General features: G+C 70.5%; 17 protein-coding genes. 6 read left to right on the plus strand and 11 right to left on the minus strand.

Going from position 1 to position 13,978, the window contains the following annotated elements; genetic code table 11:
* Nucleotides 1-76: 76 nt before the first annotated feature.
* The 4 genes from J2X41_RS20470 to J2X41_RS20485 form a co-directional block, all read right to left on the minus strand.
* Nucleotides 77-1,405, minus strand: a complete 1,329-nt coding sequence (locus J2X41_RS20470) for a hypothetical protein (protein ID WP_310085123.1) — start codon at nucleotides 1,403-1,405, stop codon at nucleotides 77-79.
* Nucleotides 1,406-1,568: 163 nt separating this feature from the next.
* A complete protein-coding gene (locus J2X41_RS20475) occupies nucleotides 1,569-2,387 on the minus strand; it encodes a hypothetical protein (RefSeq protein WP_310085126.1) in 819 nt (272 codons plus the stop codon).
* Nucleotides 2,384-3,031 (minus strand): hypothetical protein, encoded by a 648-nt coding sequence (locus J2X41_RS20480; RefSeq protein WP_310085129.1) that lies wholly within the window; start codon nucleotides 3,029-3,031, stop codon nucleotides 2,384-2,386. Before J2X41_RS20480 ends, J2X41_RS20475 begins: the two co-directional genes overlap by 4 nt.
* Before the next feature lie 198 nt (nucleotides 3,032-3,229).
* On the minus strand, nucleotides 3,230-4,483 hold the full coding sequence (locus tag J2X41_RS20485) for a pyridoxal phosphate-dependent aminotransferase (protein ID WP_310085131.1): 1,254 nt from the start codon (nucleotides 4,481-4,483) through the stop codon (nucleotides 3,230-3,232).
* A 239-nt stretch (nucleotides 4,484-4,722) separates the two neighbouring features.
* On the opposite strand from J2X41_RS20485, the gene J2X41_RS20490 reads away from it, so the two are divergent.
* Both J2X41_RS20490 and J2X41_RS20495 read left to right on the plus strand, forming a co-directional pair.
* The gene (locus J2X41_RS20490; protein WP_310085134.1) at nucleotides 4,723-5,100 is read left to right on the plus strand and encodes a methylglyoxal synthase; all 378 of its coding nucleotides are present in this window, start codon (nucleotides 4,723-4,725) and stop codon (nucleotides 5,098-5,100) included.
* Nucleotides 5,101-5,191: 91 nt separating this feature from the next.
* Nucleotides 5,192-5,422 carry a DUF6289 family protein gene (locus tag J2X41_RS20495; RefSeq protein WP_056762762.1) on the plus strand — a complete coding sequence of 77 codons (231 nt, stop codon included), beginning with the start codon at nucleotides 5,192-5,194 and terminating at the stop codon, nucleotides 5,420-5,422.
* Nucleotides 5,423-5,432: 10 nt separating this feature from the next.
* Here the strand turns inward: J2X41_RS20495 and J2X41_RS20500 are convergent, their stop codons facing one another.
* Nucleotides 5,433-5,903, minus strand: a complete 471-nt coding sequence (locus J2X41_RS20500) for a ribonuclease H (protein ID WP_310085137.1) — start codon at nucleotides 5,901-5,903, stop codon at nucleotides 5,433-5,435.
* A gap of 123 nt (nucleotides 5,904-6,026) precedes the next feature.
* On the opposite strand from J2X41_RS20500, the gene J2X41_RS20505 reads away from it, so the two are divergent.
* The 4 genes from J2X41_RS20505 to J2X41_RS20520 all read left to right on the plus strand — a co-directional run bounded on the left by J2X41_RS20505 (nucleotide 6,027) and on the right by J2X41_RS20520 (nucleotide 9,186).
* Nucleotides 6,027-6,476 carry a DUF2214 family protein gene (locus J2X41_RS20505; RefSeq protein ID WP_310085140.1) on the plus strand — a complete coding sequence of 150 codons (450 nt, stop codon included), beginning with the start codon at nucleotides 6,027-6,029 and terminating at the stop codon, nucleotides 6,474-6,476.
* A 363-nt stretch (nucleotides 6,477-6,839) separates the two neighbouring features.
* Nucleotides 6,840-8,216 (plus strand): hypothetical protein, encoded by a 1,377-nt coding sequence (locus J2X41_RS20510; protein ID WP_310085143.1) that lies wholly within the window; start codon nucleotides 6,840-6,842, stop codon nucleotides 8,214-8,216.
* Nucleotides 8,217-8,277: 61 nt separating this feature from the next.
* The gene (locus tag J2X41_RS20515) at nucleotides 8,278-8,580 is read left to right on the plus strand and encodes a hypothetical protein (protein WP_404979965.1); all 303 of its coding nucleotides are present in this window, start codon (nucleotides 8,278-8,280) and stop codon (nucleotides 8,578-8,580) included.
* Nucleotides 8,581-8,742: 162 nt separating this feature from the next.
* Nucleotides 8,743-9,186: a hypothetical protein gene (locus J2X41_RS20520; RefSeq protein ID WP_310085146.1), complete on the plus strand. Its 444-nt coding sequence runs from the start codon at nucleotides 8,743-8,745 to the stop codon at nucleotides 9,184-9,186.
* A 21-nt stretch (nucleotides 9,187-9,207) separates the two neighbouring features.
* Here J2X41_RS20520 and J2X41_RS20525 read toward each other — a convergent pair whose 3' ends face one another.
* The 6 genes from J2X41_RS20525 to J2X41_RS20550 all read right to left on the minus strand — a co-directional run bounded on the left by J2X41_RS20525 (nucleotide 9,208) and on the right by J2X41_RS20550 (nucleotide 13,977).
* On the minus strand, nucleotides 9,208-9,804 hold the full coding sequence (locus J2X41_RS20525) for a hypothetical protein (RefSeq protein WP_310085149.1): 597 nt from the start codon (nucleotides 9,802-9,804) through the stop codon (nucleotides 9,208-9,210).
* A gap of 86 nt (nucleotides 9,805-9,890) precedes the next feature.
* Nucleotides 9,891-10,982, minus strand: a complete 1,092-nt coding sequence (locus J2X41_RS20530; RefSeq protein ID WP_310085152.1) for a DUF2336 domain-containing protein — start codon at nucleotides 10,980-10,982, stop codon at nucleotides 9,891-9,893.
* Entirely contained in the window at nucleotides 10,979-11,791 is an 813-nt protein-coding gene (locus J2X41_RS20535) for a hypothetical protein (protein WP_310085156.1), read from the minus strand. Before J2X41_RS20535 ends, J2X41_RS20530 begins: the two co-directional genes overlap by 4 nt.
* Before the next feature lie 128 nt (nucleotides 11,792-11,919).
* A complete protein-coding gene (locus J2X41_RS20540) occupies nucleotides 11,920-12,678 on the minus strand; it encodes an ABC transporter permease (protein ID WP_310085158.1) in 759 nt (252 codons plus the stop codon).
* 322 nt (nucleotides 12,679-13,000) lie between these two features.
* Entirely contained in the window at nucleotides 13,001-13,747 is a 747-nt protein-coding gene (locus J2X41_RS20545) for an ABC transporter ATP-binding protein (protein ID WP_310085163.1), read from the minus strand.
* A complete protein-coding gene (locus tag J2X41_RS20550) occupies nucleotides 13,744-13,977 on the minus strand; it encodes a hypothetical protein (protein ID WP_310085167.1) in 234 nt (77 codons plus the stop codon). The genes J2X41_RS20545 and J2X41_RS20550 overlap by 4 nt, the downstream gene beginning before the upstream one ends.
* Nucleotide 13,978: the final 1 nt, after the last annotated feature.

Here is a 13,978-nt window from a genome sequence, read left to right on the forward strand (position 1 = left end):
ATCGTCGCGAACCTTCTCCAGAAGGCTTTCGATGAAATCGAGGACGACCTTTCGGCGAACCACAAGCGCCTGAGGTTCATATCCAGAATGGCTTCCACTCAGCCTTCTGGCTGGGGCGGTCGGAATACAGGGTGCGCGCTTCGCTCAGGTCATCAAGCGTCCGGTTGTCGACATGGGCGCATGCGGCCTCCATCGCCGCATCCCGGCCGGCCGTCCAGTCCGCGAATCGGAGCGGGACCAGGACGTCGGGCATGGTCCAGATGCGCTTGTCCAAGGGGTCGGAGTCGAACCAGGGGAGGGTCGAGACATAGGCCGGGAACCCGTCGGCCTGGAACGGCATGGCGTCGCCGTAGTGGTTGGGCGCGCCGCCGCTGGGTTCGCCCACGAATACCGCCCAGGTCTCCCGCTCTATCCGCGAGGTCAGGTTCTGGGCTGCGGAAAAGGTCTTCCCGCTGGTGAGCACGTAAAGGCCGCCGGGCCGGTTGAACCGGGACCGCTCGAGGCGCCGCCTCAGGCCCTCGCCCATGAAATTGTTGCCGCCGTCGTTACGGCGCAGGTCCAGAACGACACGTTCGATCTCAGGGGTTTCCATCGCCGCAAAGGCGTCGCGCACGAAAGCCAGGATCGAGTCGCGCTTGTCGCTCAGGCGATCGAAGGCGATGACCAGCACCTTGCCGTCTGCATGGACGAAGTTGGCCTGGGCGCCCGGCCGCCAGGCCTCGACCGGCCAGAGCTTGCGTGAAAGCGCGACCAGCGCATCGCCGCCATCCGGACGCGGCGTCAGCGCGACCTTGACGACTGACCCCTCGACCTCCGCTTCGAGGGTGACCGGCGCTGACACAGCTGCCGGCCCGGCCAGTCGCGCCCCGCGCAGGACCGCGGGCTTCAGGGCGAGGCCGGCGTGGTGATAGGCCCCGGCGGCGTTGTTGGCGGGCCATACGGCTGCGAAGGCGCGCAGGACCTGCTCGACGGCGACCCCGTCGACCCGCACGATCCGGCCGCCCAGCAACGCCGCGCCCTCCGCCTTGGCGGCGGTGACGTAAAGGCCGTCGAAAAAGGGGCTGGCTGTGATCGGCAGGTCGAGGTCGAAGCCTGGGAGCTTGATCATATGCGTGTAGATGGTCGTGTGTCCGTCGCGGAACCAAGCCAACCGAGCCACGAGGCCCATGACCCAGGCCTCCGTCGTCAGGCCATCGGCTTCGGCCGCGAGCCTGTCCCAACCCGACCGCCACGCCGGATCCGCGGCGGCTTCCCACCCGCGCGGGTGGGTCGTCTCGGCGTATTTTTGCAAGCGACGAGCCTCCGCGCGGCGGAGTGCGGGGACCGGGGCCGCCGCCAGCGCTGCCGGAGCCGGAGCCGCCAGGCCGCCGGATAGCAGAAGGGAGAAATTACGCCGTGTGATCATTTGATCAGTCTATGCATGAGCGGCTTTGGCGCGGTACTTAAGGTTCGTTAACGATCGGAAACCACCCTGGGGACGGGCGATCCGGGGCCTTCCTTGATCTCGCCCCAGCCCTGTCGTTCAATCCTGCGCGCCTCCAGGGCTACGGCGGCTTGAGCAAACGCCCTCACCGACGCAAAGGATCGGCTTCCAGGGCCTTCAGGCGGTCATAGACATGGCTGATCTCGACGTGCTCCCGCTCGGCCTCCATGGCCCAGACCCGGGCGGCGACCTGCCTGGCCTTGGCCAGGTCGGACGCCTCGCCGCCCTTGCGCGCGTATCTGTCGAGCCAGGACGCGGCCTCGACCGTCCATAGCTTGGCCTTTTCGTGCTGGGTGGCGCGGAGCGTGCGATCCTCCAGCGTCTCGTGGACGGTCTGGATCGCCGCGACCGGATGGCCCGTCGCGCGCAGGTGGGCAGCCAGGGCCACGGCGATGTCGCCCCACGGCTCGTCCCGGGACGAGGCCAGCCGTCGCCAAACCTTGGCGACCTCGACGGCCTGGTGATGGAGATCGTTGCGCTTGAGGGCGAAGAACTGTCGTTCGCGGGTCTGCTTGTCCGGCAGGAGGTCCTGCCGCCGCGCCATCTCGGCGGCGTGCAGCGTCGGGACGTCCGACGACGACACGCTGAACGGATAGCCGGGGCCGAGGTCCCGCCTCATCTCGGCCTCCCGACGCTCATGCGGCGCCACGAGCGCCTCGATGGCGGCGATCAGGGGGCTGTCGTCTGGGACGTGCAGCCGGCCATTCCGGACCAAGCCCAACGGCACCCGCACCACGCCGTCAGGGCCGTCGCAAATGAGCGACAGGTTCGGCGCCACGCCGGTGATCGACAGCAGCTCCTCGTGCTGGCCGTCGTCATAGTCGCAGCCGACCAGCAAGGCGTGGTCGGAGGACTCCGCCTTGAGCCAGCGCTGGACGAGGTCACCTGCGATTTCCCGGTTCATGGCTGGTCCTCGGAAAGCATGGGCTCGGGATCGGGCGAGAGTTTCAGGAACCCCGCCAGTCGCCCGCTCCTGTCGTCCTGCAGCGCGATCTTCAGTACGCAGTAGGCGCGACCGAGCGGCAGGCGGAACAGCACCGATTCCAGCGCCTGCTCCTGGGTCAGCGCGGCCACGCTGTCGAAGATCGCGATGTAGCGCAGCGCCTGGTGTTTCAGCCGCTTGCCCGCCTCGCCGTCGAAGGCCTCGATGATGCGCCGGGGCTGGATGATCAACTGAGCGAAGGCGGTCCGGTCGCCGGCGTCATAGGCCCTCTGGTAGACTTCCAGCTTGCCCTGGCCGCCGCCCTTCTTCTCCTCCACGACGAGCCGCGCGGTGATGGCGATCGTGCGCGCCTGGGCCCCCAGGTCGCCGCGCGCCAGGTCATAGGCGTTGAGCAGTTCCTGGCTGCGCGCCTGCCGCGCCTGGATGTTGGCGGCATAGGCGATGAAGGCCAGGGCGGCCGCGCTGGCGACCGCGCCGAGGAACTCCGCCAGGTGCTCGCCCATCCAGTCGTCCTTGGACGCGGCCGATTTCCAGGCCACGAAAACCAGGGCTGCGACAGCGATGGCGACAAGGCCTAGGCGCCAGACCAGGGGCAGTTCACGCATACACGGACTCTCGCGCTCGTCGCGCCCCCGTGGCCAACGCCATTCAAGCGTGGCGAGACACCCCCGGGGTCGCGGATCTTCCCAATGCACCTCATGATGTAGGGCGGGTCAAGAGCGACACCCTGGGGCGACCTGGGAAGTCCGCCTTCATAGCCAAGGCGCCTTGCGTCACTCCGTCCAGAAGGTCGTAGGCCCGCTTCAGAGCACCGCGTAGTAGTCCAATGCCGCTTGCTCCACGCCGCGGGCCGGCTCGGCCATCGCCACAGCCTTGCTGTCCATCACCGTCTTGAACGCCGTCTTGAACTTGGCCATCTCCTCTGGCGTGCCGACCGAGACCCGCACGGCGTTGGGCCAGATCGGCCAGGTGCGGCCGATATAGACGTTCTGGGCCTTCATGGCGGCGATCACCGACTTGCCGTCGCGGCCGGTGTCGATCATGAAGCAGTTGGTCTCGGGCGCGCCGATGACCTTGTAATTGTTGGCCTTCAGCCAGGCCAGGGTGTCGCGGCGGGTGTCGCCGATGATCTTCTTGCGGGTCGGGACCAGGGTCGGGTCCTCCAGCGAGGCGCGGGCCGCGGCCGAGCCGGTGATCGGCATGGCGTTCTGGCCGAACGGCGCCAGCTTGGCCAGCAGGTCGGGCCGTCCGACCGCGAAGCCGCAGCGGATGCCGGCCATGCCGTAGATCTTCGAGAAGGTCCGCAGGACGATCAGGTCCTTGCCGGCCGCCACCATGTCCAGCACGTCGCCGGCGTCGGACAGGTGGATATAGGCCTCGTCGACCAGCAGGATCGAGCCGGCCGGTTTGTTGTCCAGCGCCCAGACGATGTCCTGCTTGGCGGTGGTGGTGCCGGTCGGGTTGTTGGGGTTGCAGATATAGATCACCCCCGCCTGCGGGTCGGCGGCGACCATGGCCTTGACGTCGTGGCCGTAGTCGGCGGCCAGCGGCACCTTGACCACCTTGGCCTGGCTGGTCATCGCCGCCCGCATCCCGGCCTCGTAGGAGGGGTCGGCGGTGACGAAGCTGCGGGTCGGCGAGGTGAAGGCCAGCACCGCATAGTGCAGCGGCTCGGACGACCCGGCATAGACGGCGATGTGGTCTTCCTTCAGGCCGTGCTGGGCCGCGAAGGTCGAGACCAGCATGGCGGTCTCGCCGTTGAGGTCGTAGCGGCCGCCCAGCGGGGCGACGCGGACAATGGCGTCGCAGGCGGCCTTGGACGGACCCAGCGGGTTCTCATTGGCGTTGATCAGCACCGCGCCGGGCGGCGGGGCGTTGGGGCTTTGACCGTGCAGGGCCATGCCCGAGGGCGGGGCGGCGCCCGTCTGGGGGGAGCTGGTCTGGGCGGCCTGGGCCAGGTGGGCCTCGGTCAGGATCGGCGTCGCGGCGGCCAGGGCGGCGGCCCGTAGAAACGATCGGCGGCCCATGGCCAGCCTGTCCGACTTTTGCGTGTCCATCGTCATCCCCACTCGGGCCCATCCCACGCCGGCCCTTCGACGGGCTCGGCGGAGCCAAGGACAAGCCCTACGCCGCCGGGGCGCAAGGCGTTGCGCGGCTGAAAAGGCCAACCGGCCGCGCCTGCCCACGCCGAGAGCAGGCCTGCCTCGCGGTGGCCAGCCTCGCTGGCGGCGAGCGCCCTTGTCATTCCGGCGCGGCCGCGAAATGAGTGTCCCCTCGTCGATTCCGGAGCTTGCCCATGTCCGCCACGTCCCTCGCCATCGGCTTGGTCGCCCACGACGACAAGAAAGCGGCCCTGGTCGACTGGGCCGTGGCGCACCAGGCGTTCCTGTCCCGGCACAGGCTCTACGCCACCGGCACCACGGGCGGGCGGATCCTGGACGCCCTGCCGGACCTCGACCTGACCCGCCTGAAGAGCGGCCCGCTGGGCGGCGACCAGCAGCTGGGCGCGCTGCTGGCCGAGGGGCTGCTGGACATGCTGGTGTTCTTCGTCGACCCGCTGTCGCCCCAACCGCACGACGTCGACGTCAAGGCGCTGATCCGCATGGCGACGCTGGCCGACGTGCCCTTCGCCTGCAACCCGGCCACCGCCGACCTGATCGTGGCCGGGCGGTGAGCTTCACGGCGATGTGAGCCGCGACGGGAGGCTTCGCAGGTTGCGAGCAATCTAAGGGTGTGTAGCGTGAGTGGTTCGCGGAGGACTGTTCATGAAGACCCTGATGACCAAGCTGCTCGCCGGCGCGCTGGTGACCGCCTCGCTATTCGCCTGGGCCGAGCCGGCCTCGGCGCGGCGCGTCTTCGCCGTTCAGGCCCAATACTATTCCGGGCCGGACTACAATCAGCTGGTCGGCGAGGTTTATCGCGACTGCGACGGCAATGGGTCGCAGTGGGGCGTGCGCACGCCCTACGTGATCCGCGAGACCACGGCCTGTCCCTAGACGCGCGCCTCTAGCCCGGAAACTTCAGCAGGTTCGGCCTTGGGATCGCGGCCTTGAACGTGCCGCGGGTCTTGGCGGTGTCGAGGCCGAAGTCGGCCCAGGCCTTGAGGAAACCGGCGGCGGGAGCCGTGTCCGGCAAGGGCGACAGGGTCAGCAGCGGACGGGCGGCCAACAGCTTGCGGGCGGCGGTCCAGGCTTCGGGCTCGGCCATGGCGTAGGCCCCGTCGCTGGCCACCAGTTCGGCGGCCAGGACCGGATCGGCGAAGTGCAGGGTCACGGCCGCGTCGGCCGGCAGGCCGGGCAGGGCCGCCAGCGCTTCGATCACCGCGGTCAGCGCCATCCTGGCCCCGCCGACCCGCCGCTCGCCCCCGGCCGCCCCGGCCAGGGTCCCGTCGGCGTTGCGGCGCACATGGGCCCAGCCGCCATAGCCGGGATCGGGTTTGCAGAGCGAGGCGGTCCAGAGGACGACGGAGGCGGTCATGGCCCCTGTTTAGAGACGGGGTCGAAGGCTGGCCAGAGGGGAGGGCGGGCGTCGTGACGAACGGCGTTTGGCGAGGCATGCTCCGCGCCGAAGTCCCTTCCCGTCGCCGAGTCGGAGCGCGCCATGCTGGATCTCGTCCTCGCCGTCCTGCACCACCTGCTGATCCTGTCGATGGCTGGCTTGCTGGCCGTCGAGCTGGCCCTGGTCCGCCCAGGCGTCGGCGGCGCGAGCCTGAAGACCCTGGCCGTGATCGATGTAGGCTATGGGACGACGGCGACCTTGATCGTGGTGGTCGGCGCCGGCCGGGTGTTCTTCGGCGCCAAGGGCTCGGCCTTCTATCTGGAGAACCCGGTGTTCTGGGCCAAGATCACCGCCTTCGTGGTGGTGGGTCTGCTCTCGGCCTGGCCGACCGTGACGATCCTGAAATGGCGCAAGCAGGCCACGGCCGACCTGGCCTTCGCGCCCTCCACCGGCGAGGTGGCGAGGATCCGCCGGATGATGGGTCTGGAGCTGGCCGTCTTCGCCCTGATCCCGATCTTCGCCGCCGCCATGGCGCGCGGCTACGGCCTCTAAAGCCTCGCGAGCCGGCTGTCGGGCGTGCGCTGGGAAGCGCCGCCAGAACAGAAGGTAAACCCGATCTTAAAATCTATGGTTAACGTCATTTTCATTTCAGTGAACAATGTTCTAACCTCTGCGGCCGCCCGCATGGTCCAATAAGGATCCATTAAGCAAGAAGTGTGCCAATCCGGCCCAAAAACAGGGGTTTTGGCGCTATTGAGGAACGAAGTGTAAACGCGCTGCAAATATTTATGGTTAACGCCACCTTAAGCTTCGTTAACCACTTGTTAAACGCGTTGGCTCCGGCTTTGCTACGAGGGCGTTGAACCCTTGCCGGACGTCCCGGCCCGGGACGTTCCGTGTCCGGAGTACGCAGCGATGTTCGATTTCGGTCGTGACCTGAAGAGGCTCTTTGGAGTCGACGCCGGGGCTCCCGCGCGGGCCGCGGCGCATCGCGACGGATTGACCGGCGGCGACACCTCGCTGCTGGAACTGCTGGACCTGCGCCTGCTGGTCAACGAGGCCCGCTCGGCCGATGTCGCCGCCGGCCGGATCGGGGCCAAGGACCGCGGTCACCGCCTGCTGGAAGCCGCCGTCGTCTGGCGCGAGCTGGCCCGCCGCTCGGGCGACGCCGCCGCTCTGCGCAAGGGCGCGGCCCAGGCCGAGGCCGCCGCCAAGCTCTTCGAAGCCGAACACAAGCTGGAATGCCTGGCCGCCGCCCGCTGCGAACAGGCGACCCTGGCGGTGCTGGGCGCCGACCTGTTCGGCGACGAGGGCCTGCACGCCGCCGCCGGCGCCACCCTGACCCTGGCCAAGACCGCGCCGGGCCACCGCTGCGCCATGGTCGAGGCCCTGCTGGCCGGACTGGAAGGGCGCGTGGCCCTGGGCGCAAACGACCTGGACCGCGCCCTGGCCGCCGCCGAGGCCTTCGAGGCCCCGCTGCGGGGACTGTCGGCCGCGCGCCGCGTCAAGGGCGGGGCCTCGCGCCTGCTGCTGGCTGACCAGCGCGCCGCTCGCGTGGAACTGCTGCTGTCCTGCGCGGCCCGGCTGAAGGACCGCGCTCTGACCGAGGTGGCCCTGGCCGAGGCCAAGGAGGCCGAGTCGGGCCTGGATCCCGACTTCGAACCCCTGGCCTGGTCGCGGCTGGAGTCGCTGCGCGGGACCGCCCTGGTGCAGCTGGGCGAACTGGACGGCGAGATCAACTTCATCGCCGACGGGGTCGAGGCCCTGGCCCAGGCGCTGGAACCGGTCACCGCCGACCACAGCCCGATGGACTGGGCCCGGGCCCAGGCCGCTCTCGGCGCCGGCCTGCAGGCCATGGGCGAGGCCACGACCTCGGAGCGCTGCTTCGAGCGGGCGGTCACCTGCTACGACCGCGCCTCGCACATCCTTAAGACCCAGCCGGCCCTGGCCCTTCGCGCCGTGGTCGCCAACAACCGCGCCCTCAGCCTGGCCCGCTGCGCCGAGCTGACCGCTGACCTGGCCGTGCTGGACGCCGCCGAGATGGCCTTCAAGGCCGAACTGGCCGCGACCCCGGGCGCCCGCGACCCGGCCGCCTGGGCGGTGATCCAGATGAACCTGGCCCGGCTCTACGAGGCGCGGGTCGACATCACCGGCCGCGACGACGGCCGCCTGGATCGGGCCGCCACGGCCCTGGCCAGCGCCTTCGACATCTTCGCCGAACTGGGCCTGCGGTCGCTGACCGATCTGGCGGCCCAGGGGTTGCAAAGGGTCAAGCAGGCGCACGCCGCCTGACCCAGAATGAAACCGGACGGTCCCGAACGGGCCGGACCCTAAGACCAGTAGGGAAGACCCAGTGATCGCTTCGTTGCTCGCCGCCGCCGCTGTCTCGATCGTTCCGACCCCGATCGCCCAACCGGCCGTCACCCAAGTTAATAACGTCCAGCCGCAGATCGCCGAGGCGCTTCTCAGCTGCATGGTCAAGCGCGACGGCGGCCTGACGGATTGCTCGGTGCAGAGCGAGTTTCCGGCCGAGATGGGCGTGGGCAAGGCGGCCCTGACCATGGCGTCCCAGTTCCAGGTCGACCTGATGGGCCCCGACGGTAAGAGCCGCGCCGGCTCGTTCATCGACGTCCCGGTCCGCATCCGCATCCGCTAGAGCATCGCGCGGAAAAGTGGATGCCGGTTTTTCCGCAAAAGCGATGCGAAAAAAAATCTAGAGCAAGCCGTGCGATTCCTACATCGCGCGGCTTGCTCTAGCCAAGGCTCGACCCGAAGCGCGACGCGGCCTAGCTTGGCGGCGCGGTGTTTCGGGGGCGACATGGGCGAGAGTTTCAAGGACGTGGACGTCTCGCGGGCGCTCTACCTCGTCCTCTATCTGTTCATCGTCATCATGGGGCTGCGCGGCCTGCCGTCGGCGATCCGTCGCCGGATCGAGCCGCCGCGCTGCGAGACCTGCGAGACACCGGTCGACACGAACGCAGCGCCGCTCGGCCCATGGGGCGGCTGGACCTGCGGCGCCTGCGGCGGCCCGATCGAACCGACACGCGAACCCGAACCACGACCCGGCCTGAGGGGCTGGGTGGACCAGTATCCCTGGGCGGTGCATGGCGCGGTCTGGGGCCTGCTCGTCTGGGTCCTGCTGACTGGCCGGGACCTGTGGATGCACGAACCGATCCCGAGTTGGCCGACCCTGCCGCTGACGGTCGCTGGCGGCCTCGGCGTCGGCTGGCTGCTGACCCTGATGCACCGTCGGCGCGGCTAGGCGCTCGCCGCAAGCCGGGCGTCACCAGTTTGGCGGCGGACGATCGTCAATCGGCGCGGGCGGGGGATCGTAGCGGTCGTCATAACGCTGCTCGTCATAGCGGTCGCGTTCGCGGGCGTCGTCCCAGCGCCGACGGTCGCGCTGATCCTGGTCCCAGGCCGCGCGGCGCTCGCGTTCGCGCCGGGCCTGCCGTTCCTCCTCCCACCGCTGCTGGGCGAGTTCGTCGCCGCTTTCGGCGCGGTCGCGGTCCCACCGGTCCTCGGTTGGCTCGGTCGACGGCGCGAGATCTTCCTCTTCGTCCGGCTGCGCGACCTGGGCCGGCGCCGGGCGCACGAGAGGCGGAGCGGGCGCAGGTGTCCCGGCGAACAGCGCCTCGCGACCCTTGGCCATGGCCTGGGCCGCCTCCGGCAGGCCCACGTCCAGTGGACCGGCGCGAGCGACCGACGTCTTGGGCGGCTCGACCACGCGGATGCGCAGGCCGTCGTCGCCGGCCGCCTCGGCCGGCGGATCCGGACGTGTCAGGGCGGGCCAGACGGCCATCCCCAGGGCGACCGTCGTCACGGTCGCGGCCACGGCGACGCTGGCGGCCAGAGCGGTCTTGTTCTTGGGCAGGTCCACTAGGGCGCTCCGGAAACGGAAGGCCCCTCGACGGAAAGGGAACGGGCGCCGGGCGGCGACAGTTCCGCGCGGGCCTCGGCGGCGCCTTAAGCCGCCGCCACGTCGCCCGTCGTGCGGCGCATGCGCCAGAAGCGGATGGTGCGCAGGGCCGCGTCGCGGGGCAGGGCGGCGTAGAGCTCGCCATAGGCCTTGGCCTTGCCCATGGCGTTGTCGCTGGGGTCGAGGATCAGCAGGGCGAAGGTCAGGAACAGGGCGCGGTCGAAGTCGGCCGCCTTGCAGACCACCGACAGGGCGTCCAGCTCGCGGCGCTCGATGATCTTGCGGGCGGTGTGGAAGTCGATGTCGGCCAGCTCGGCCAGGGCGACCAGGAAGATCGTGGTGCGGTTGGCGCGCAGCATGCCGACCAGGGCCTGGGGCGTGATGGCGCCGCGAGCCTTCAGGGCGACGATCTCCTTGACCGCCGCGTCGTAGTCGGCTGGCAGGGCGCCGTCGCTGGCGGCGACGCGGTTGCGGCCGGCCTTGAGCGCCGCGTCCAGGATGGCCGGATCGACATTGGCGTTGCGCTCCATGATCCGGTCGCGCAGGCGCGCCTCGGCCACGAAGTACATCTCGTTGAGCAGGTCCATCGGCAGGGCCTGGCGGTCGATCACCGCCTCATGCAGCTCAGGATTGGCCGCCGCGCGGTCGACCGCCGCCTCGTGGGCTTGGCGCGACAGCACCGCGCCCTCGTTGCGCAGCAGCACGCCCAGGGTGGTGTCGTCGCCACGCTGGACGATGGCGTCGGACACCAGGCTGGGCACGACCGGACGCTGCGAGATGGCCCGCAGGTGGTCCTGGCCCTGGGTGCGGGCCACGTGCAGCAGGTCAGCCTCGCTGAGCTGGGGCGCGCCTTGCAGGATCGGGCGGGCGACGGCGATGCTGTCGCTGGCCAGGGTCCGGGTCAGGGATGGCGGCGGGGCGGCGCTCGCGCCCAGGCGCTCGGCCAGCTCGATGCGCACGGCCTCTTCCATCTCGCCGGCCAGCTGGCCCATCACGTCGTCGAACAGGCCCAGCTCGACGTCGCCGTGGCCCTCGACGGTGAAGAACAGGTCGGTGACGCCGCGCAGCAGCTCGCGACGGCGCGAGCTGGACGGCTCATCGGCCAGGGCGATGAGGTCGTGGAGACGCGACTGGATCAAAGGCCTTCGTTCCGGGTCTTGGCGCGACGGGTCGCGCTGTCGTCATCGTCGTCGCCGCGCGCGCCGGCCGCCAGCCAGTCGGCCGAGCCGTGCGCCGGCGCGGCGTCCTCGGCTGGCGCGGACGCTGCGTCGGTGGTGATCAGCACCTGACGGTCGGGACCGGCGGGCGGGATCGGGTCGGGGGTCAGGCCGGACTCGCGGGCCACCGAATAGAAGCGGGCGCCGGTCACGCCGGGGCTGGCGGCGGCCATCTGGCGGGGCGGCGGAGGCGCCGCCGCCGGAGCCGGTGCGGGCGTGGCCGCCTGAACGCGAGCCGGCGCGGCTGTTGGGGTTGGAGCCGGAGCGGAAGCGGCGGTCGCCATGCGGACGCTGCGATAGCCCGACCAGTCCCTGGCGGGGCCGGGGGTCGCGGCGGCGACCGGCGCCGGGCGCGGCGGGGCGTAGAGGCTGGTCGGCAGGGGCTTGGCGCGGGCGGCGGGCGCAGGCGGCGGCGCCGGCACCGGCGTGTAGGCGACGGGCGCGACAGGCCTGGGCGGCGCGGGCGGCGCATTGTAACCGGCCCAGGCCGCGACTGGCGCGGGTTGGGCGGGCGCGGACGCGACGGGAATGGAAGCGGCGACATCGGCCGAAGGCTGGCGCTTGTTGGCCCAGCTCAGCATAGGACCGTCGTAACGCACGACGGGGGTGGCCGCCGCGATGGCGGGGGCCTGGCGAGGCGTGGTCGGACCGTAGCGGCTCTCGCGCGCCCCCTCGGCATGGGCGGGCGCGGCGACGCAGAACAGCACGGGCAGGAGCAGGGCGAGACGCATGAACCGGTCCGACAGTGCGCGGGATCGGTACGATTGATAGACGTCGGGACTTAATCTTGACCTAACGCCGTCGGCTCTCGCCGGAAGATTGTGGGTTTTATGTCGAGTTTTCGACATGGGTCCGCGGCTCAGCGGCCGCGCCACCAGGCCAGCAGGCGGCGTTCGGCCAGGCTCAGCACGCCGTGCAGGGCCACGCCCAGCACAGCCAGCACCGCCAAGGCGGCGAACACCCGCGCGGTCTGCAGGCGGTTCGAAGCCTCCAGGATCCGCCAGGCCAGGCCCTGGTTTCCGCCGGATCCGGCCACGAATTCGGCCACCACCGCCCCGACCACGGCCAGGCCGGCCGCCACCTTGTGGCCCTCGAGCAGGGCCGGCACGGCCGAGGGGAGGCGCAGCCGCCACAGCCGCTGGGTGCGACGGGCGCCATAGAGATCGAACAGCCGCGCCAGGTCCGGATCGACCGCCTTGAGGCCGGTCAGGACGCCCGAGAAGATCGGGAAGAACGCCGCCACCGCGGCCAGGGCGACCACGGCGCGCTGCGGATGCTCGATGCCGGCCCAGATGGTCATCAGCGGTCCGATGGCCACCAACGGCGTGACCTGCAAGGTCACGGCGACCGGGCGCACGGCGTCCTCGACCGTGGGGTTCAGGCTGACCGCCAACGCCAGGCCGCAGGCCAGGACGCTGGCCAGGGCCAGGCCGACCAGGGCGGTCGACAGGGTGTTCCAGGCGCTGGCCAGCAGCAGCGGCCAGCCCTCGGCCAGGGCCGTCCCGATCGCCGAGGGGGCGGGCAGCAGATAGACGGGGAGGGCCAGCAAACGGCAGGCGGCTTCCCAGAGGGCCAGCAGCAGGACGATCAGGATCAAGGGGGCGAGGAGGCGGGTCATCCGCGACAGACCCTCCCCCTGTGGGGGAGGCGGCCCGAACGGGCCGGAGGGGGGAGTGATCTCGCGTCAGGCGTATCCCCCCACCGATCGCTGCGCGATCGCCTCCCCCACGGGGGCAGGGCTATCGCATATGAAGAACGAAAGGTGGACGGCCTGAGCCGTGCGTCCAATCGAGACCAAAAAGGCAGGCTCGTGAGTCTGTTTGGATTCGTTTTGTTCGCCTTTTGGTAGAGCTTGCCTCGATCCAACGCGGGCTCTCGATAGGACGAATCCATATGCGATACCCCTGCCCACGGGGGGAGGGCCTCTTCGAGCCAGGCGCTCATGCCGCGACCCTCTCCGCCAGCAGCCGCGACACCTGCTCCGCCGTCTCGCGGAACGCGGCGGTGGTGCGAAAGCCCGGCGGGCGCGCGACGGGGCCCTCGACCGCCACTTCGCCGATGATGCGGCCCGGTCCGGCGCTCATCACCACCACCCGGCGGGCCATGTAGACGGCCTCCTCGACATTGTGGGTGACGAAGACCACGGCCGGCGCCAACTCGGCGGCCAGCACCAGGACGTCGTCGGCCAGGGCGCGGCGGGTGATCTCGTCCAGGGCCGCGAACGGTTCGTCCAGCAGCAGCAGGCGCGGGCGGGTGACGAGGGCGCGGGCCAGGGACGCGCGCATGGCCATGCCGCCCGACAGCTGGGCGGGCCGGGCGTTCTCCGCCCCCTTCAGCCCGACCTTGGCCAGGGCGTCGACCGCCTGGGCGCGGGCGTCGGTCCTGGGCGTCCCGGCCAGTTCCAGCGGCAGGGCGACATTGGCCGCCGCGCTCATCCAGGGGGCCAGGGTCGGGGCCTGGAACACCACCGAGGTCTGGCCCTTGCCGGCCGCGCGGGTCACGGTCCCGCGGGTGGGGGCCTCCAGCCCAGCCAGCAGCCGCAGGGCCGTGGACTTGCCGCAGCCCGACGGCCCGACCAGGGCGACGATCTCGCCGGGGCTCAGCGCCAGGTCGACGGGACCCAGCGCACGGCCGCGGCCGGGATAGTCGACCTCGACGGCCGAAAGGCTGGCCAGCACGCCCGTCACTTGCGGCGCAGTTCCAGGATGAAGAGCGTCGCCCCGAGCAGGGCGAAACCCAGCTTGAAGAGGCACACGCCCCAGAAGATGGCGGGACTCCTGGCGCGTTCGACCACGCCGAGGTTGCGCAGGCGAACCTCGCCGGTCCAGAGCGAAAAGGTCAGCCACCCGCCCATGAACAGGGCCAAGCCGAGCATCAGCAGGGGATCGCCAGCGTGATGAGGGGCGGCGGGGTCCATG

Origin of the sequence: Caulobacter sp. BE254, from assembly GCF_031457295.1 — a bacterium.
Lineage (GTDB): Bacteria > Pseudomonadota > Alphaproteobacteria > Caulobacterales > Caulobacteraceae > Caulobacter.